This is a genomic window from Mycobacterium sp. NGS29 (genome assembly GCF_059812965.1).
The window spans coordinates 336,322-355,135 of record NZ_JCALDR010000004.1 but is presented as its reverse complement, the minus strand read 5'-3'; the positions used below and the strand labels follow the sequence as shown (position 1 = coordinate 355,135).

The 18,814-nt window shown below is 65.9% G+C and carries 19 protein-coding genes; 9 read left to right on the top strand and 10 right to left on the bottom strand.

The annotated features are described in order from the left end of the window. Window positions 1-338: 338 nt before the first annotated feature. Window positions 339-1,553 carry a tyrosine-type recombinase/integrase gene (locus AC5Y5Z_RS08290; RefSeq protein ID WP_499924534.1) on the bottom strand — a complete coding sequence of 405 codons (1,215 nt, stop codon included), beginning with the start codon at window positions 1,551-1,553 and terminating at the stop codon, window positions 339-341. A 410-nt stretch (window positions 1,554-1,963) separates the two neighbouring features. Between AC5Y5Z_RS08290 and AC5Y5Z_RS08285 the strand changes: the two genes are divergently transcribed. Together AC5Y5Z_RS08285 and AC5Y5Z_RS08280 are read left to right on the top strand one after the other, a co-directional pair. Next, a complete protein-coding gene (locus AC5Y5Z_RS08285) occupies window positions 1,964-2,425 on the top strand; it encodes a hypothetical protein (RefSeq protein WP_499924532.1) in 462 nt (153 codons plus the stop codon). Window positions 2,426-2,621: 196 nt separating this feature from the next. Continuing rightward, window positions 2,622-4,160 (top strand): AlbA family DNA-binding domain-containing protein, encoded by a 1,539-nt coding sequence (locus AC5Y5Z_RS08280; RefSeq protein ID WP_499924530.1) that lies wholly within the window; start codon window positions 2,622-2,624, stop codon window positions 4,158-4,160. 83 nt (window positions 4,161-4,243) lie between these two features. Here AC5Y5Z_RS08280 and AC5Y5Z_RS08275 read toward each other — a convergent pair whose 3' ends face one another. From AC5Y5Z_RS08275 to AC5Y5Z_RS08255, 5 genes are all read right to left on the bottom strand, one after another. Then, entirely contained in the window at window positions 4,244-5,335 is a 1,092-nt protein-coding gene (locus AC5Y5Z_RS08275) for a hypothetical protein (protein ID WP_499924528.1), read from the bottom strand. 574 nt (window positions 5,336-5,909) lie between these two features. Next, entirely contained in the window at window positions 5,910-6,581 is a 672-nt protein-coding gene (locus AC5Y5Z_RS08270; protein WP_499924526.1) for a hypothetical protein, read from the bottom strand. Between the two features lie 98 nt (window positions 6,582-6,679). After that, entirely contained in the window at window positions 6,680-7,621 is a 942-nt protein-coding gene (locus tag AC5Y5Z_RS08265; protein WP_499924524.1) for an alpha/beta fold hydrolase, read from the bottom strand. A 120-nt stretch (window positions 7,622-7,741) separates the two neighbouring features. Further along, a complete protein-coding gene (locus tag AC5Y5Z_RS08260; protein ID WP_463826867.1) occupies window positions 7,742-7,867 on the bottom strand; it encodes a hypothetical protein in 126 nt (41 codons plus the stop codon). A 274-nt stretch (window positions 7,868-8,141) separates the two neighbouring features. Next, entirely contained in the window at window positions 8,142-8,459 is a 318-nt protein-coding gene (locus AC5Y5Z_RS08255) for a DUF732 domain-containing protein (RefSeq protein WP_473140045.1), read from the bottom strand. A gap of 100 nt (window positions 8,460-8,559) precedes the next feature. Between AC5Y5Z_RS08255 and AC5Y5Z_RS08250 the strand changes: the two genes are divergently transcribed. From AC5Y5Z_RS08250 to AC5Y5Z_RS08240, 3 genes are read left to right on the top strand one after another with little or no spacing between them, the layout of a single operon-like run. Continuing rightward, window positions 8,560-9,291, top strand: a complete 732-nt coding sequence (locus AC5Y5Z_RS08250; RefSeq protein ID WP_463826870.1) for a Clp protease N-terminal domain-containing protein — start codon at window positions 8,560-8,562, stop codon at window positions 9,289-9,291. A gap of 48 nt (window positions 9,292-9,339) precedes the next feature. Further along, complete coding sequence (locus AC5Y5Z_RS08245) at window positions 9,340-9,864, top strand: hypothetical protein (RefSeq protein ID WP_499924522.1); 525 nt, start codon at window positions 9,340-9,342, stop codon at window positions 9,862-9,864. A 1-nt stretch (window position 9,865) separates the two neighbouring features. Beyond that, window positions 9,866-10,408: a GNAT family N-acetyltransferase gene (locus AC5Y5Z_RS08240; protein ID WP_499924600.1), complete on the top strand. Its 543-nt coding sequence runs from the start codon at window positions 9,866-9,868 to the stop codon at window positions 10,406-10,408. On the opposite strand, the gene zapE is transcribed toward AC5Y5Z_RS08240, so the two are convergent. After that, the gene (gene zapE / locus AC5Y5Z_RS08235; RefSeq protein ID WP_499924520.1) at window positions 10,371-11,456 is read right to left on the bottom strand and encodes a cell division protein ZapE; all 1,086 of its coding nucleotides are present in this window, start codon (window positions 11,454-11,456) and stop codon (window positions 10,371-10,373) included. The two genes, AC5Y5Z_RS08240 and zapE, sit on opposite strands and share 38 nt — an antisense overlap. Between zapE and AC5Y5Z_RS08230 the strand changes: the two genes are divergently transcribed. From AC5Y5Z_RS08230 to msrB, 4 genes are read left to right on the top strand one after another with little or no spacing between them, the layout of a single operon-like run. Continuing rightward, entirely contained in the window at window positions 11,455-12,213 is a 759-nt protein-coding gene (locus AC5Y5Z_RS08230) for a pyrimidine reductase family protein (protein ID WP_499924518.1), read from the top strand. The genes zapE and AC5Y5Z_RS08230 overlap by 2 nt on opposite strands. Before the next feature lie 19 nt (window positions 12,214-12,232). Beyond that, window positions 12,233-13,789 carry an alpha/beta hydrolase gene (locus AC5Y5Z_RS08225; RefSeq protein ID WP_499924516.1) on the top strand — a complete coding sequence of 519 codons (1,557 nt, stop codon included), beginning with the start codon at window positions 12,233-12,235 and terminating at the stop codon, window positions 13,787-13,789. Window positions 13,790-13,829: 40 nt separating this feature from the next. After that, window positions 13,830-15,170, top strand: coding sequence for an arabinofuranan 3-O-arabinosyltransferase (gene aftC, locus AC5Y5Z_RS08220; RefSeq protein WP_499924514.1), 1,341 nt, complete (start codon window positions 13,830-13,832; stop codon window positions 15,168-15,170). 5 nt (window positions 15,171-15,175) lie between these two features. Continuing rightward, the gene (gene msrB, locus AC5Y5Z_RS08215; protein ID WP_463827164.1) at window positions 15,176-15,586 is read left to right on the top strand and encodes a peptide-methionine (R)-S-oxide reductase MsrB; all 411 of its coding nucleotides are present in this window, start codon (window positions 15,176-15,178) and stop codon (window positions 15,584-15,586) included. A 76-nt stretch (window positions 15,587-15,662) separates the two neighbouring features. On the opposite strand, the gene hemQ is transcribed toward msrB, so the two are convergent. From hemQ to hemE, 3 genes are read right to left on the bottom strand one after another with little or no spacing between them, the layout of a single operon-like run. After that, a complete protein-coding gene (gene hemQ / locus AC5Y5Z_RS08210; protein ID WP_463826876.1) occupies window positions 15,663-16,358 on the bottom strand; it encodes a hydrogen peroxide-dependent heme synthase in 696 nt (231 codons plus the stop codon). Window positions 16,359-16,363: 5 nt separating this feature from the next. Then, window positions 16,364-17,719 carry a protoporphyrinogen oxidase gene (locus AC5Y5Z_RS08205; RefSeq protein WP_499924512.1) on the bottom strand — a complete coding sequence of 452 codons (1,356 nt, stop codon included), beginning with the start codon at window positions 17,717-17,719 and terminating at the stop codon, window positions 16,364-16,366. Then, a complete protein-coding gene (gene hemE / locus AC5Y5Z_RS08200) occupies window positions 17,716-18,777 on the bottom strand; it encodes a uroporphyrinogen decarboxylase (RefSeq protein WP_499924510.1) in 1,062 nt (353 codons plus the stop codon). Before hemE ends, AC5Y5Z_RS08205 begins: the two co-directional genes overlap by 4 nt. Window positions 18,778-18,814 lie beyond the last annotated feature (37 nt).

The following is an 18,814-nucleotide window of genomic DNA, read 5'->3' as shown; positions in this document are numbered from 1 at the left end:
TGGCGATTGAATATTACGGCCGCGTTGAGCGGCGCGTTTTGAAGCGCGATTTTCAGTCGGTGCGCGACCGTGGTCGAGGGTTGAGGCATCTAGGTTGGCCATGATCTCCACTTCCAGGTGAAGTTGGCTTACCGCTGGGCAGGAGGTGCTTCAGTGCGAGTCGTCCAATGGCAAGCCGAGCTTGTTGGTGGTTTCGACTCGGCTGCCTCTAGCAGGACTTACGACCGTTAACGGAACCCGTCCCGCCTGCCACCCATGTCGGGCTTTACGCAAGAAATCGAGCTGCGACTTCCGAAAGCTGCCTCAGTTGTACCACACAGTTCCGAAAGTGTGTTCGGTCATTTGTCGGCGAGTTTCGACAAGAGTTTGGCGATTTGCCGATCGCGGCCTTGTGCGGCGTGCTGGTAGCGCATCGCGGCCTGTGGTGTCGAATGGCCAAGGCGCGCCATGAGTTCCGCTAACGTCGCACCCGTCGCCGCGGCCAGCACGGCGCCGGAATGCCGTAAGTCGTGCCAGCGCAAGTCATCCCGCTTGGCTTCCGATCGGGCTTTGTAGAAGTGGCGGTACAGGCTCGCCGGTGCCATGTGCCCACCTTGGACGGCGGGGAACAGCAGGGAGTCACGTCCGGCTTGAACGTGAGTTTCCAGGTGCGCCTTGATGGCCGGGAGCAGGTGCGGTGGGATTTCGACGTCGCGGCGCCCGGCGTCGCTCTTGGGAGTGGTGACCTGAAAACCCTCGTCGGTGCGGACCACCGCGCGCTCGACGCGGACAACGCCGTACGACTCGGGTGCGTCCTGCGAATTGTTCACCGCGGTGGCCAGTTGCTCGTCGGTGGGTTCGACGATGATGATGTCGCGGCGGCGCAGCTCGGTCAGCTCGCCGAACCGCAGCGCGCACCACGCCGCCAGCAACACCATGCCCTGATATTGGGCGGGCATCTCCTCGGTGATCGTGGCGATCTCGTCGAGGGTCGCCGGCCGAATCTTGTGCACTCGGCGGGCGCTGCCGGCTCCCCTGATCACGCAGGGGTTGGCCGGAATCTTCCCGTCGCTGGTGGCCGTGCCCATGATGGTGCGCAGCAGTCCGTAGCAGTGCGCGCGCAGCGTCGGCGTCTTGGCCCCTAGCCCGGTGTGCCATTCTCGGACGTCGTCGATCGTGATGGAGCCGATCGGGCGGCTGCCGAGCTCGGGAAGGATGTGCTCGTCGAGCAACTTGCGGTAGTGCTCGCGGGTGCGCGATTTGAGATCGCGGTGCTCGAGCCAGCTGTCGGCGTAGGCCTTGAGAGTCAGGTGATTCTGCGCCGCGTGCACTTCGGGCGGCATCCACGATTTTGCGATGATCTCGGCCTGGCGCAGCGAGAGCCAGCCGCGAGCGTCCTTCTCGGTGAGGAACGTCTTGTCCGCTGCGTAGCGCCGCCCGTCCGATCCGAAGTACATGGCGCGGTAGCGGCCGCTGGGGAGCTTGTGTGCGGTGCCGAACGCTCCGCGCTTCTGTGGCTTGCGCCCTTCGCCTCGGACCAACGTGAACTCCCTGAGCGTCCGTGAACTCTTCATGAGCTAACGAGACCGTATCAACTCCGCTACAACTTTCCGGAACTATCCGCTACACTGACCAGCGTTAGAGCAGGTAACACACCCGTTCTGGCTGGTCAGATGTCCACGCTAGCAAACTGTGTGAACTGGTTCAATCCCAGTATCGCGCACCACATTCTACCTGCACTTTTAGGCTCCCCAGGCACGCCGGGGACCTCAATGGGACCTGACGGGATTACCGCAGTCAACACTCCAATTCCCGTGCCGTCGGGGTCTTGGTGATCGCGCCACCCGCAGAACGTTATTGAGCAGGTGGGGTGGCAGCGACTGGCTGAAATACACGTCAGCGGTATGACGCAGCGTTCCTCGTCGCCTCGATCACTTCCCGTGTGGCGGCCCCCGTTACCCCGTTGACATTAGACACTGGCGACATGAGGAAGAGACTCGTATTCGTTGTGGCCGCTCTCGGCCTCTCGTTGTTCGGCTGCTCATCAGAAGACCGAGGGCAAACACCCTCGGCATCCCTGCCACTAGAGCAGCCCGCCATCTCAACCGCAGCCCTCTGCCAGAAGTATTGCCAGGCGCTTGCAAAACTAGCTGAGCAGCGGTGCGTCGTACCCGCTGTGCACACCTGTGCCGACCGGCCGATGGGAGAAAAGCAATATTTTGCTCGTCATATCGGAATGGTGATGGATACCGATCCGATCACCGCCTATAACGACCGCATCCGGAACAAAGTGATGGAGGTCGAAGCCTTTGGCGGTGATTTCGGATCGAAGGAGTGCTACAAATCCCAGGTGAACGAGTTGCTTGGTGAGTGTCGCTCGATCGCGAAGCAGTTCGACGACAGGTTCGCTGAACTTGCCGAACTGGTGCGGAATATGCCTGGCTGATCACGGCTTGACGAGACCTGCCCACTTTCCACGTCGCACGACCCCGTTGGCGTAGAGGATGGACGCCTTGGGCAGCGGATGCCAGCGATTGGCTGAAGAACACTCCAGCTGCGGCGTGTTGGCCAAGGCGAAAGGTAACGTAGCTCGACGGGGCAAGCACACCAGACCTAGACCTGCGGCGGGGAAACTCCAACCGATGATCGTTCCTGACGGGCGAACCGATCCAGAGAAGCTGGACGAACTCCTCGGCAACCCTGAGGAGACACATCTTGACCTCAAGGCCAAGGTCGACCTGACCGTTGCCGAAGACAAGCTGAAGTTCGTCAAGGACGCGGTGACGATGTCTCAGCGCCCTCCAGGGGGTTACATCCTCATCGGCGTAGACGACGACGGCAAGCCATGTATGCCGGTCGGCACGATCACCGACCGAAGCCGATTCGACGGCTCACGGATCGGTGCACTCATACGCGGCTACATCGAAGGCGAAGTACACGTTCTCATTCAGATTCACGAAGTCAACGGCAACGAAATCGTCATGGTCTACGTGCAACAGAACCGTGACCGCCTGCCAGTGCCGTTCAGCAAGGACGGCCAGTACCAAGGCGACGCCGGCAAGACCGTGACCGTGTTCCGCAAAGGCGAGATTTTCGTTCGCGAAGGTGCCGAGAACGTGCCGATCCGGTACGCGCATTGGCAAGACCTTCTATCTGCGTACGCGGGGAAGATCCGTAGTGAAGCCGGTGCCGCCACGACCAACCTGCTGAACGAGGTCATCGCCGCGCGGCAGCAGACCGCAGGCGTCGCGCCCGATGTGCCGTTGCTGTTCGACATGGACGAAGCCACCTTCGCCGCCGCGACCGTATCGCTGCTTCAGTCAGGCAACGACGTTCTGCTCAGGCAGTTCATTAGGTCGCTCACCGCCACGACCGGACCGGCCGCCAGCCTTGACGACTTCACCGCTGCGCTCGACAAGTGGACCATCTTCTGCGCTCAAGCTCTGCACTACGAGCGCCGCGACCTCGTCGACGAAGCGATCGACAAACTCCGCGGCGTCTTCAAGTCGTTCGGCGAAGATGAGACCGCGATACGCAAGCGGTTCGCGGTGGTGATCCGCATCTATGTGCTCGGCTCGCTCGCCGTGCGTCTAGAAGCATGGGAGACCGTGAAATCTCTTTCATTGCAACAAGTGCCGAGCAGCACTAGCTACCCCGATTACATCTATTCGTCATGGATTCGCAACTCCACCGTGTTCGTCGCCAGAGCGAACCTCAACGCAGATCCTGACGATCCGAGCCAGCAGGGCCGCGCCGGTTTCATCCTCTCAGCGGCACGCGACCTGATGGTCGAGCACGCGGCGATGCGGCCTGATCTCACCGATAGCCAGGTGCCGGCCGACGACATCACCGGTCACGACATCGCCTTAAATTCGTTGTGCGAGTTCGACATCGCGTATTGCATCATCGTCGCCGCCATGGGCACCGACCACGGCTCGGCGTACCCCTCGTCAGTGGCGTTCGACGAGGAACGCGCGAAACCAATGGCGCAGCGACTCGTCGCCGATGCGAGCATTCGCCAACGATTGCTTCCGGGTGTCGGTGATCCTGACATCGCGAAGGCGATAGCCGACATGTACGAAATTGCGATCCGTGAGTCGGCCAACAATTCCGGCGGACGCTGGTGGGCAATGCCGCCGAGCGTCGACCTCTGGGTCAATCAGAACCTGCCACCGCAGTAGTAGGGTGACAGTCCCTCGTGTGGGCTGATTCCTCCCTGCGTCCCGCGAGTTGACCACGCGGCTTTGACTAATTAGGGAGTTCTTTAGTGACCGGCGGGGAGCGCTACCAGTTCACTACCAGTGCGGTCGAGTCGACGTTGTACTTCCTCTGCTACGGATGGCAGGGCGCGCTTATCCAAACCGGCCGGCAGGAACCGGAGCCCATGTGGCCGAGCGCCACGGGTAGAGTACTTTCGCACTTTGCCGTCGGCGTGGCGTTCCGAATCCTCTTCTACATCAAGCAAATTCAGCCAGTTAAGCATGCTGTGGGCCTCAAATGCGTCTCGGCTCAGACCGTAATTGAGCAACCGCGGTGCAGCCTCCAGAGGCACGATCGCATCACCGTGCTTTTGTCTCAACCTAGCCGCGATGAGCAGCAGCGCAAGCTCGCTGTCTTCCAGCACGTGGATCCATCCGTTGGTGAACAACGACACTGGAACGGTGAAGAAACCCGCGACGGGCACGCTGTACAGCGCGTTCGTCCTGTGACGCACGCCATCCTCGCTGAGCAGAATGAAGCCCTCATGCTTGCCCTGCCCAGCGTCCCGGTTGGGCAGCTGCACGAGGTTCTCGGCCGCCAGGCGGTCTAACGTCTGCTGCAGCTGCCGCAGCTTCTTGTCCAGTACTCCCATGCGGTGCTTGCCGCTGCCCGAAGCCGTGGCCGTCGATGCGATGTAGTCACACCATCCAACGTTCGTACCTGTCGCTCGACGCAACGGCATTTCGGTTCCGACCGCTCTGTCACCAGGCGCTGTTCGAGTCTGTGCTTCAAGCAGCGCTATCAACTCGAACGACAGTGCAATCCCGTTGGGCGATATCAAACGCGTCGATGATGGGCGGTGTTCGGGCTTCGGCGCCGAGCGATCGGAGGCATCGGGAGCCAGCGCAACATCCAGGCGGACGAAGCCATCAAGCAGCCGAAGTTCTTCCAGTGGGCCGACTGGCCCCGAGGCCACTAGCTGACTGAGCTGATCGCAGGCTTCGTCGACCGTTCGCAAGTCGTCCATGTGCGCCAACCGCTTGCGTCGGCGCTCGAGTGCGATGCGTTCCTTCTCGTTCGGGGCGCGCGAAAAATCAAGCTTGACTTCGGTCCAGTTCCGCCCGCCTTGGCCCACGGAAAGATCTTCGGCGTCCATCCGGATTCCTTCCCTGAACGTCTTGACCCGCCAGAAAAACGGCTCCGCCGTCGATCACAGTGTCAGCGTTTCTGGCGGGTCAAGACGTTAATTCAGGTTATCACGGCGCTGACGAATTCGCCGTAGAAAGAACGTAGCCGCAGATCAGCGGCCTGCGCGGGTCGGACGAAATCCGCCTTAAGCAGTAAGTCGCGACCCCCGGGGTAACAGCCCGGAGGTCGCGAGGATGCCATTCCACGGAGGACTGACATGACAACTGTAACGCCGAATGAGCAACCGAGGGAGCCCCAGCGCCGGAACCCCCGGCGCCGCGACCCCGAAGGGCTGCCGCTGCGCTGGGTAGTGATCGGCCTGCTCACGTTGGCCGGCTCGACAGTCGCATACTTCTCGGGCGGCCCGATTGCGGCCATAACCGCGGGCTGCGCCATCGCAACCGCTGCTCACCGACTCATCGCGTAACGACGGGACGGTCGACAGATCAGAGGCCGCAGACGGGGTGCGGTCCCGTACCTGCGGCCCTGGTCCTGTCGCCCCTATCCTCGCCTGCTGGCCCTGGCAACCCTGCCGGGCTGCTCTACCACACTAGTGCGGGCACCACATCTAGCCGGAGTGCCCACGGCGTATCGAACCTCGGATCGGCAACTGCGTCGAGCCCGCGAGGTACGGAGTCCGACTTGATGGCATTGGTTGTCTGGCCCCCTAATGCGAGCCAAGTGCGATTGCGCCGAGTGGCGGTTGGTTGCGGCCCCCGAAAGATCACCACACCTTTGGCTTTGGTGCCGTCAGGTGATGGACCGATTGCCATGACGCCCCGTATGCCCACCTCGGCCGGCGTCGTCGGCGCCTTGACGCTCAGCTCCTGAATGGATTTCGAGGTGGTGTCCAGCGCCTGGTTCGCCTCGTCCGGGTTGTTGTAAACGTAGATCGAGATCTCGACTTTGCGAGTGTTGGCCTGGTTGTTGAACACCCCTTCGACTCCGGCCGGAGTGGCGATGGGCAGGGACTGGGTCTGCACAAAGGTGTCCCCCGGTACGACGATGTCGGTGGCCGGGATCAATAGACCGGTGTAGTCGCCGGGCTGCCCGGTGGCGGTGCCCGACGGCGCCGTCGACGAGGACGCCGCGGACGAAGAAGCCGAAGACGACGGGCTTGGCGAGTTGTCGCTCCCGCACCCCGTGACCGCTGCACCCACTACCAGGGCGGCCACCGCGAACGCGGCTCCCGCCGTCGATACGTTTGTCGCCATTGACTCCCTTTTTCGGAAATTGGACAGCGGCCGTATCGCGCAACATAGCCCATCGTCGACCCGCTGGGAATACATTGGGCAAAGGAAACCGAAAGCCGCTATCTCCCAAAGGATTCGATGACTTTCACCAATTCGCCGGGCGCCTCCCAGTTCAGCGCATGCCCCGCAGCCGGTACGGTCACCAGCCGCGCTCCGGGAATACCGTCGGCGAGCCGGCGTGAGTGATTGGGCGGCGTGGTTCGGTCGGCCGAACCGACCATCACCACCGTCGGCACCGTGATCTCCCCCAGCCGCGGGTAACGATCCTCCCGCGAGAACGCCTGCACGATCGCCACGTGCGGCCCGTGCTGGTCCACATGCTCCTGGAACCCCTCCACGAACACCTTCACCATCGCCGGCGACGGCCGCGTGCCGCACTGCGCGGCCCCGAACAGCGTCGCAACGGTCTCGTTCTTGATCAGCCGCTGCAATACGCCCCACTCCAGTAGCGGGATCTGCAACCTGTTCTGCGGAGCCCCGTCCAGCACCCGGCCCGCCCAGGTGGCGAACAGCACCACGCCGCGCAGGCGCGACACCAGATCAGGCCGCTCCAGCAAGGCGCGGATAGTGACGAATCCACCCATCGAATGCCCGACGAGCACCGCATCGCTGACATCGAAGTGCTTCAACACCGCGGCGAGATCGGCCGCCATCACTTCCGATCCGATGCCGTCCGCGCCCAGCGTCGAGCGACCGTGACCGCGTTGATCGAACGCGATAACCCGAAATCCTTTGCCCAGCAACTCATCCCAAACGATGTTCCACTCCGCAAGGGTCACCGAATAACCGTGCACCAGGACCACCGTCGGCCCCTCCCCCGCAGACACAGCACGCAACACCGTGCCGTCCGGCCGGGTGATCGATACCTCCGCGCCGTGCGGTTCGGCCAGAAGTTGTTCGCGCGTAAGCGGATCCGGGTTGCGTTCGATCCACGCGACCAATCCGCGCAACCCGGCCCAGCCCGCCACCAGTGCCGTACCCGCCAGCAACCCTGTTCTCAACCCGACCTCCGAAGATTCGATAGCTCACAGGCTATCGAGTGCCGTCCGGAGTCGACCGCACACGGTCTCCGACGTACCTAAAAACCAACCCGCACTACAGATTCTGGCCTCCAGCGCGGCTCACTGGTCCGTGGCGTCGTCGCCTTCGACTTCTGCGTCCCCGGCACCGTCCTTGGTGTTGTTGACCGAAGTGGCCTGCGGGGGTTGCTTGTCACCTTCTGGCGGCGGCTGTTCAGCGGTCGTCACGGCTCCTCCGTCTACGCGTTGGATGTTTGCGTGTGAGCTACCCGGGCTCGCACTGCACGAAACAGTTCCCGCCGCATTGGCGTGCCGGCCGCTGGTTCAATGTCAGTCATGGCGAGTCTGCTGATCCTGATCGTGCTGGCACTCGGCGGACTCGGCGTCACCGCCGCCGTGATCGTGCTGCTGGTCCGACTGATCGACTCGCCCGAGAGGCAGGCGTACGTCCCGCATGCCTGGCCGGGCACGGCAGCACCCGGCTGCTATCGGGACACGTCGCTCAAGAGCCCGTCTGTGCAGGCAGCCGCGCCGGACAGTAGACCCCCGCCGCGATCGCGGTGAACCTGGCGGCATTCTCCTGCGTCAGCCCGGGATTCGCGCTCTGCAGCACCTGAACCACTTCGACGCCGGACTTGCCGGCGGCCGCCATCTCGCACACCGCTTTGCCCGTCGTGATGACGCTCGCGGTGTCCTTGTACTTGATGCCCGCCGCATTGAGCGAGACCAGCAGCGCCTGGTCTTCGTCAGGACTGGCGTGTGCCGGGGCGGCGAGGCCGGTGAAGGCGGCTAAACCGGTGAGCACCAGCAGAAGTCTCATAGCTCTGTGATGGTTCCAGAGGCTCGGCAACCCTGCATCTCGAACGCAAATCGTCAACATGAGGTTGACGCATCCAGACCGTCAACCTAAAGTTGACGACATGGTCGAATCCACCAAAATCGCCTACCCGGTCCGCCTTGACGACCTGATCGCGGTGATCAAAACGGTGCACACCGGCGCCCTGGACCAGTTGACCGATGCGGTACTGGCGGCGGAGAGCCTCGGCGAGATCGCCGACCATCTGATTGGACACTTCGTCGACCAGGCCCGCCGCTCCGGGGCCTCCTGGACTGAGATCGGCAAAGCCATGGGCGTCACCAAACAAGCCGCGCAGAAGCGATTCGTGCCCAAAGCCGAAGCCACCCCGTTGGATCCCGAGCAGGGTTTCAGCCGATTCACGCCGCGGGCGCGCAATGCGGTGGTCGCCGCCCAGAACGTCGCGCACCAGGCCGGCAACAGCCACATCACCCCCGACCACCTCTTGCTCGGCGTGCTCAACGATCCGGCCGCACTGGCCACCACTCTGCTGCGGCTGCAACAGATCGACACCGTCACACTGGGCCAGTCCGTTGAACTCCCGCCGCGCACCGGCGAACCGCCCGCGCTGATCCCGTTCAGCGGCCCGGCCCGCAAGGTGCTCGAACTCACCTTCCGTGAAGCACTTCGCCTGGGCCACAACTACATCGGCACCGAACACCTGCTCCTGGCGCTGCTGGAGCTCGAGGACGGCGCCGGGCCACTGCACCGGGCCGGTGTCGAGAAAGATCGGGTGGAGGCTGATCTGCGCGCCGCACTGGAATCGCTCACCACCGCGGAACCGACCGATACCTGAGCCGATCAACCCCTCCCGCGACGTTTGCGCATATGTCATCATGCGAGGATGCGCCGCTGGCTGATCGCCCTTTCCGCGTTCCTCGTCGTCACGGCCGGGACGCTGCCGGTTGACGCCGCGCTGCCGGCCGCGCGGGCGGGTGACGCACCCATCGGTCATCTCGGTGACACGTTGCGGGTGGACACCGGCACCTACGTCGCCGACGTCACCGTCACCAGTGTGGTGCCGGTCGAACCGCCACCGGGCTTCGGCTACACGCGAAGTGGCGTGCCGGTCAAGAGTTTCCCCGACAGCACGGTGGCCCGGGCCGACGTGGTGGTCCGTGCCGTCCGAGTACCGAACTCCTACATCATGGCGTCGAACTTCAGTTTCGACGGTGTCACGCCGTTCGCCGACGCCTACAAGCCGCGGCCGTGCGACGCACCCGACTGGCTGGACGCCCAGTTGGGCAACGCCCCGACAGGTACGGTGGTGCGCGGCGGAGTGTATTGGGACGCTTACCGCGATCCGGTGTCGGTGGTCGTCCTGCTGGACCGCAAGACCGGAGTTCACCTCGCGCAGTGGAATCTTTGAACTGAATATCGAACTCGCCACCCTCGGCGACGCCGAAGACCTGGCCGACGTCGCGGCGCGCACCTTTCCACTGGCGTGCCCGCCGTGGTCGCGCGCCGAGGACATCGCCGCTTTCATCGACACGAACCTGTCGGCGCCACGTTTCGCGCAGTACCTCACCGACCAGCGACGTGCGGTCTTCGTAGCCCGGCACGACGGCCGAATTGTAGGTTACGCCATGCTGATTCGCGGTGTGCCGGACGACGCGGACATCCAGCGCGCCGTCCCGCTGCGCCCGGCGGTGGAACTGTCGAAGTTGTATGTGCTGCCCGACTTCCACGGGCACGGCGTCTCGGCGGCGCTGATGAGTGCCGCGCTGGATACCGCGACGCGGTGGGGTGCACGCTGCATGTGGCTGGGCACCAACGAGAAAAACGTTCGCGCACTGCGCTTTTACGCCAAGTTCGACTTCACGATCAACGGCAGCAGGACATTTCAGATGGGCGACTTCGTCGAGGACGACCACGTCATGGTCCGGGCGCTCGCCTCCCCGACATCAGCGTGAGCGCCAGCAGCCGCGACGTGGCCCGCAGATACTTCTTGCGGTAACCGCCGGCCAGCATCTCCTCGCTGAAGACGGTGTCCAGTTTCGCGCCCGAGGCCACCACCGGCACACCGGCGTCGTAGAGCCGGTCGGTCAGCGCCACCAACCGCAATGCCACGTTCTGGTCGTCCACCCCGTGCACGCCGGTCAGGAACACCGCGGTCACGCCTTCGATCAACGTCAGATACCGCGACGGGTGCATGGTGGCCAGATGGGCGCACAGCGCGTCGAAGTCGTCCAGCGTCGCCCCGGCGACCTCGGCGGCGCGCGCGGCGACCTCCTCGTCGGACAGCGGTGGCGGCGCCGGCGGCAGGTCGCGGTGCCGGTAGTCGGGTCCCTCGATGCGAACCGTGGTGAAAATGCTTGCCAGCGTGTTGATTTCGCGGAGGAAGTCCTGCGCCGCGAACCGTCCCTCGCCCAGTTGCTCGGGCAGCGTGTTGGAGGTGGCGGCCACCGAGACCCCCCGCTGGACCAGCGACGACAGCAACCGGGAGACCAGCGTGGTGTTGCCCGGGTCGTCCAACTCGAACTCATCGATGCACACCGCGGTGTAGTCGGCCAGCAGCTCGATGCATTCGGCGAAGCCGAACACCCCGGCCAGCTGGGTCAGCTCGCCGAACGTCGCGAACGCCTTCGGCGCGGCGTCGGACAACTGGTAATAGGCCGAGGCCAGCAGGTGGGTCTTGCCGACGCCGAACCCACCGTCCAGATACAACCCGACGCCCGGCAGGACCTCGCGGCGGCCGAACAACTTCTTGCGGCCCGCCCGGCGCTGCTCTGCCTGCCGGCAGAACTCCCGGCAGGATTCGACGGCGGCGGCCTGGGTGGGTTCGGCAGGGTCCGGCCGATACGTCGCGAAGCTGACGTCGGCGAACGTCGGCGGCGGCCGCAACTGGCCGATCAGCCGCTCCGGCGACACCGACGGATGCCGATCCACCAGGTGACCGACCTGCGCCGAACTGGCCCCGTGCATGCACGAACTGTAGCGACGTGCTGCAATCGACCTCATGCCTGGCGAGACGTCTCTGACGCTGCTCGGCGCCACGCGCGACCTGGATCCCGCCGAACTCCCCCGGCTCTACGGTTATCCGCCCGACCTCGGGTGGGTGCGCGCGAACTTCATCACCAGCCTGGACGGCGGCGCCACCGTCCAGGGTCTCAGCGGCGCCCTGGGCAGCCCCGGTGACCGGGCGGTCTTCGTCGTGCTGCGGGAACTGGCCGACGTGATCGTGGTCGGGGCGGGAACGGTGCGCTCGGAGGGTTACGCGGGTGCCCAACTCAGCGTCGCGCAGCGCCAACAGCGGCAGGCCCGCGGTCAAGGCGAGGTGCCGCCGATAGCGATCGTCACCCGAACCGGTCACCTCGACCACGACCTGGCGGTCTTCACCCGCACCGAGGTGGCGCCACTGGTACTCACCTGCGCCGCCGCCGCCGACGATGCCCGCCGCCTGCTGTCGGGTGTGGTCGACGACGTCATCGCCTGTTCGGCCGACGATCCCGGCGAGGTCGACGTAGGCACCGTGCTGAGCACCCTGCAGGGGCGTGGACTGTCGCGCGTCCTGACCGAGGGCGGACCGACGCTGCTCGGCGCCTTCCTCGACCGCGAATTACTCGACGAGCTGTGCCTGACCATCGCGCCCGTCGTCGTCGGCGGCGCCGCGCACCGCATCGTCTCGGGTCTGGGCCAGCTGCAGACCCGGATGCGCTGCGCGCATGTGCTCACCGACGACGCCGGCTATCTGTACACGCGCTACGTCAGGGTGTAGCCCGGCTACTGTGGTCGGCATGAATCGGCGCATCCTGCCCGCCACGATCTTGTTGGTGGTCACCACCGTGCTGGCCGGCTGCGTCCCGGTCTTCGGCGCCGACCCCCGCTACGCCACCGACTCCGGCGCCCGCCCGCAGGGAGTGTCGACCACCAAACCACCGCCCAGCGGTCCACCGCCGATCGCGGCACCCAAGAACGATCTGTCATGGCGCGACTGCACCTCCAAGCTCAACGCCGACGCCGGCGTCCCCGGCGCACCCGGCGTCAAGCTGGAATGCGCCACCTACGACGCGGACCTGGACTCGCTCAACGGCGGATCGGGCTCGGTGAGCATCGGCGTGGTGCGTGCCCGCTCCGGTCAGACCCCGAAAGATGCCGGGCCGCTGGTGTTCACCACCGGCTCGGATATCGCGTCGTCCACGCAGCTGCCGGTCTGGCTGTCCCACGCCGGGGCCGACGTGCTGCGTACCCACCCCATCGTCGCCGTCGACCGCCGCGGCATCGGCATGTCCAGCCCCATCGACTGCCGCGACCGCCTCGACCGCGAAGAGATGCGCGACCAGACCCAGTTCGAGACCGGTGACGACCCGGTAGCCAACCTCTCCGAAATCTCCAACACCGCCACCACCAACTGCACCGATGCCATCGCGCCCGGCGACTCCGCCTACGACAACGCCCATGCCGCATCCGACATCGAGCGGCTGCGCAACCTCTGGGACGTCCCCGCGGTCGCGCTGGTCGGGGTCGGCAACGGAGCGCAGGTCGCGCTGACGTACGCCGGATCACGCCCGGACAAGGTGGCCCGCCTGATCCTGGACTCCCCGGTGGCGCTGGGGGCCAGCGCCGAAGCGGCCGCCGAGCAGCAGGTCAAAGGCCAGCAGGCCGCGCTGGACGCGTTCGCGGCGCAGTGCGTGGCGATCAACTGTGCGCTGGGTCCGGACCCGAAGGGCGCGATCAGCGCGTTGTTGACGTCGGCGCGCAGCTACGGCTTGGGCCGCACTTCGGTGGCGTCGATCACGATGGCCATCACTACCGCGTTGGGCTTTCCGACCGGCGACCGGGTGGGCAACACGACGAACCTGGCCAACGCCTTGGCCGCGGCGCGTTCCGGGGACTTCAATGCGCTGAACAACCTGATCAACCGCGCCGAAACCATTCAGCACAGCGACGGGCAATTCGTCAACAACTGCAGCGACTCGGTGAACCGCCCCACCCCGGACCGGGTGCGCGAGCTGGTGGTGGCCTGGGGCAAGCTGTACCCCCAGTTCGGCGCCGTCGCGGCGCTCAACCTGATCAAGTGCGTGCACTGGCCGACCGGTGCCACCCCGCAGCCACCGAAACAACTCAAGCTCGACGTGCTGCTGCTGGGTGTGCAGAACGACCCGATCGCCGGCAACGAAGGAGTTGCGGCCACCTCAGCCGCGGTCATCAACGCCAACGCCGCCAGCAAGCGGGTGATGTGGCAAGGCATCGGGCACGGCGCCAGTATCTACTCGTCCTGCGCGGTCACGCCGCTGGGGGCCTACCTCGACACCGGCAAACTGCCCGGCACCGACACGTACTGTCCCGCCTGATAATCGGCCCGGACCGCCCGACGCCGCGCCCCCAACGCCGGTGTACGGTGCGCTGGTGACGGCAGCTGACTCGACCAGAACCGGCCTCCGCGAATACGTGCAGGGCGCATTGCGTCCCGGCCCCCGCAGCACCGCAGCCATCGTTCGGACGGTGTTGTGGCCGATCGCCATCCTGTCGGTGCTGCATCGCAGCATCGTGCTGACCACCAACGGCAACATCACCGACGACTTCAAACCGGTGTACCGGGCGGCGCTGAACTTCCGGCACGGCCTGGAGCTCTACAACGAGCATTTCGACTACGTCGACCCGCACTACCTGTACCCGCCGGGTGGCACGTTGTTGATGGCGCCGTTCGGGTACCTGCCCTTCGCGCCGTCGCGCTACCTGTTCATCTCGATCAACACCGTGGCCATCCTCGTCGCCGCCTATCTGTTGCTGCGGATGTTCCACTTCACGTTGTCCTCGGTGGCCGCGCCGGCGCTGATCCTGGCCATGTTCTGCACCGAGACGGTGACCAACACCCTGGTCTTCACCAACATCAACGGCTGCATCCTGCTGCTGGAGGTGCTGTTCCTGAAGTGGCTGCTGGACGGCCGCGCGAGTCGGCAGTGGTGGGCCGGGCTGGCGATCGGGCTGACGCTGGTCCTCAAACCGCTGCTCGGCCCGCTGCTACTGCTGCCGCTGCTCAACCGGCAGTGGCGGGCCCTGGCGACCGCATTGCTGGTGCCGCTGGTGGTCAACCTGGCCGCGCTGCCGGTGGTGCCCCGCGCGATGGACTTCTTCACCCGCACCCTGCCCTACATCCTGGGCACCCGCGACTACTTCAACAGTTCCATCGAGGGCAACGGCGTGTACTTCGGGCTGCCCACCTGGTTGATCATCGGGCTGCGGCTGCTGTTCACCGCCATCGCCATTGGCGCGATATGGCTGCTCTACCGCTACTACCGCACCCGGGATCCGCTGTTCTGGTTCACCACCTCATCGGGCGTGCTGCTGCTGTGGTCGTGGCTGGCGTTGTCGCTGGCCCAGGGCTACTACTCGATGATGCTGTTCCCGTTCCTGATGACGGTGGTGCTGCCCAACTCGGTGATCCGCAACTGGCCGGCGTGGCTGGGGATCTACGGTTTCATGACCCTGGATCGCTGGCTGTTGTTCAACTGGATGCGGTGGGGGCGGGCGATGGAATACCTGAAGATCACCTACGGTTGGTCCCTGCTGCTGATCGTGACGTTCACGGTGCTGTACTTCCGCTATCTGGATGCCAAGGCGGAGAACCGCCTCGACGACGGCATCGACCCGGCGTGGCTGACGCCCGAACCGGACCGCGCTAGCGTGGGAAGTTCACCCACACCAGACTTGGGAAGGAGTGGGGCAACGTGACTGACATCGCCCGTCCGAAACTGCAACTCACCGACGACGAGTGGCGCAAGAAGCTCAACCCGCAGGAGTTCGCTGTGCTGCGCCAGGCCGGCACCGAACGACCGTTCACCGGCGAGTACACCGACACCAAGACCCAGGGCAGCTACCAGTGCCGGGCCTGCGGTGCCGAATTGTTCCGCAGCACAGAGAAATTCGAGTCGCACTGCGGCTGGCCGTCCTTCTTCGATCCGTCGAGTTCGGATGCGGTCATCCTGCGGCCCGACCACTCGATGGGTGCGATTCGCACCGAGGTGTTATGCGCGAACTGCCACAGCCACCTGGGGCATGTGTTCTCCGGTGAGGGATATCCCACGCCCACCGACCAGCGCTACTGCATCAACTCGATCTCGCTGCGCCTGGTCCCCGACGAGGGCTGACCCGCTGGGCGTTGACCCTGCGTCCACGGCGGCAAAGTGCGACTAACCCCGCCCTCAGCGCAGAGCCAACCCGCGCTCAGGGCAGCGCGCTCACCAGCTGCTCGACCCCCACCCGCGGGCCGGTGAAGAACGGCGTCTCCTCGCGGGTGTGCCGGCGGGCGTCGGTGGCGCGCAGTTCGCGCATCAGGTCCACGATGCGGTCCAGCTCGGGCGCCTCGAAGGCCAGAATCCACTCGTAGTCGCCCAGCGCGAAGGCCGGCACCGTGTTGGCGCGCACGTCTTTGTACTCCCGCGCCGCCATGCCGTGCTCGGCGAGCATGCGGCGACGCTCCTCGTCGGGCAGCAGGTACCACTCGTAGGACCGCACGAAGGGATACACGCAGACGTAGTTGCCGGGGTCTTCCCCGGCGATGAAAGCCGGGACATGGCTCTTGTTGAACTCGGCCGGCCGGTGCAACGCCACGCTGCTCCACACCGGCGTGCACGCGCGGCCCAGCGCGGTGGCGCGCCGGAAGTCGGCGTAGGTCGCCTGCAGGGCCTCGACCCGCTCGGCGTGCGTCCAGATCATGAAGTCGGCATCCGCGCGCAGGCCGGCGACGTCGTAGAGGCCGCGCACCACCACCCCGCGTTCCTCCTGCTGCTTGAGGAAGGTCGCGGTCTCGTCGACGACGGCACCGCGTTCCTCCCCGAGCTCCCCGGCCCGCACGGAGAACACCGAAAACATCAGGTAGCGGATGGTGGAGTTGAGGGCGTCGAAGTCCAGGCGTGCCATGGCACCTATCGTGCCACTCGTCCCGACACGGCCGAGACCACACTGGCCGCGGCCTTTCCGGCCGCGCCGATACAGGCCGGTACCCCGATGCCGTCGAGGTAGCTGCCCGCGACGACCAGCGTGGGCGGCAGGCCGGCCCGCAAGGTGGCCACCAGGTTCGCGTGCTGCGGACCGTACTGCGGCATGGCGTCGATCCAGCGCTGCACCCGCACATCCACCGGCTCGAGGTCTACCCCGAACACGTCGGCCAGGTCCTCCAGCGCCCAGCCAAGCAGGTCGCCCTCCGGCGTCCCCTTCGCGACGTCGTCACCGAACCGCCCGATGGACAGCCGCACCTGCTGGACATCGCCATCGAGCCCCCATTTGCGCGACGACAACGTAATCGCTTTGGCATGCAACGGTTCCCCGCTGGCCACCAGTACGCCCGACGACTGCGGAAACGGCGTGTCGGCCGGCACCGCAAGCGCCACCACCACCGAAGATGCCGTCACGATCCGACCGGCGGCCACCGCCGTCGCCGGCGCCAGTGTCTGCACCAGCTGGGCGACCTGCACCGCCGGGACCGCCAGCACCACGCCGTCGGCCTGCCACTGCACGCCGGTCTCGTCACGCAGTGTCCAACCAGGTTCGAGCGCGTCGATCCTGGCCCGGACCCACCGGATCCGGCTGCGCGCGACGAGTTCGTCGAGCAGCACCTGGTAGCCGCCCTGCAGCGAGCCGAACACCGGCCCGCCCCCGGTCGGCGGCAACACGCTCAGGATCGCCTCGGTCAGGCTGGCCGCGCCGCGGTCCAGGGCCGCCGCCACCGTGGGCACGGCCGCACGCAATCCGATGGTGGCCGCCGATCCCGCGTACACCCCACCCAGCAGCGGATCCACCGACCGGGCCACCACTTGCGCGCCGAACCGCTCGGCCACCAAATCGGCCACCGTGGGGTCGCTGCCGGGGGTCCAGTCCAGTGCCCGCCCCGGCTCGGATTCGATCCGCACGATCGTGGCCTCGTCGACCAGACCGGCCATCGATGCCGCCGACGACGGAATGCCCGCCACGGTGTCCGACGGCATCGCGTGCAGCCGTCGGCCGCTGTAGATCAGCGGACGCACGCCGGTGGTGGCCCGTTGGTGGTGAGCCAGGCCCAATTCGGCCAGCAGCGCCGGCATCTCAGGACGGCGCAGCACGAACGCCTCAGCGCCGAGGTCCATCGGCTGCCCGCCCAGCGACTCGGTGCGCAGCACGCCGCCGAGCCGATCGGCCGGGTCGAACAGCGTGATGGCCGCTTCCGGCGCGGCCTGCCGCAACCGGTACGCCGCGGTCAGGCCCGAAATACCGCCGCCCACAACGCAATACGAGCGGGCGGTCATAGCGAGTGGACCAGCGACACCAGCTCGGTCAGCACACCGGGATCGGTCTCCGGCAGCACACCGTGACCCAGGTTGAAGACGTGTCCGGCGGCTCCGGCGTCAACGGCACGGCGCCCGTCGTCGACGACGGCGCGAGCTACTTTCTCCGTCACCGGCCAGCCCGCGAGCACCACCACCGGGTCCAGATTCCCCTGCAGTGCCGTACCCGGCGCCACCCGGGTGGCGGCATCGGTCAGCGAGGTCCGCCAGTCCACCCCGACCATGCGGGCGCGCGCCGGCTGCACGGCCTCCGACATGGCGCCGAGCAATTCGGCGGTGCCGACACCGAAATGCGTCATCGGCACGTCGTGCTCGGCGAGCGTGGCGAACACCCGCGCGGTGTGCGGCAGCACGTACTGGCGGTAGTCGGCCAATGACAGCGTCCCGGCCCAGGAGTCGAACAACTGGATCGCATCCGCCCCGGCGCCGATCTGACCGCGCAGGAACTCGATGGTGAGGTCGGTCAGCTTGGTCATCAGCGCATGCCAGCTCGCCGGTTCGGCGAGCATCATCGCCTTGGTGCGCGCGTGGTTGCGACTCGGGCCGCCCTCCACCAGGTAGGAGGCCAGCGTGAACGGCGCCCCGGCGAATCCGATCAGCGGCACCTCGCCCAATGCGGCCACCAGCAGGCCGATAGCATCCAGGATGGGCTGAATAGATTGCGGGTCAAGCGGTTTCATGGCTGCGACGTCTGCAGCGGTGCGGATCGGCTGGGCGATAACCGGTCCGACGTCGGGGACGATGTCCAGATCGATGCCCGCCGCTCGCAGCGGCACCACGATGTCGGAGAACAGGATCGCCGCGTCGGTGTTGTAGCGACGAATCGGCTGCAGGGTGATCTCGCAGGCCACTTCCGGCTCGAAGCAGGCCGCCAGCATGCTGTGCCGTTCGCGCAGCGCGCGGTATTCGGGCAGGGATCGGCCGGCCTGGCGCATGAACCAGACCGGGATGCGGCTGGGTTTGCGCCCGGCGACCGTGGCCAGATAGGGCGACTGCGGGAGGTCACGACGGGTACTCATCGGCTCCCATGCTGCCACGGGGTTGCGACGGTCCACC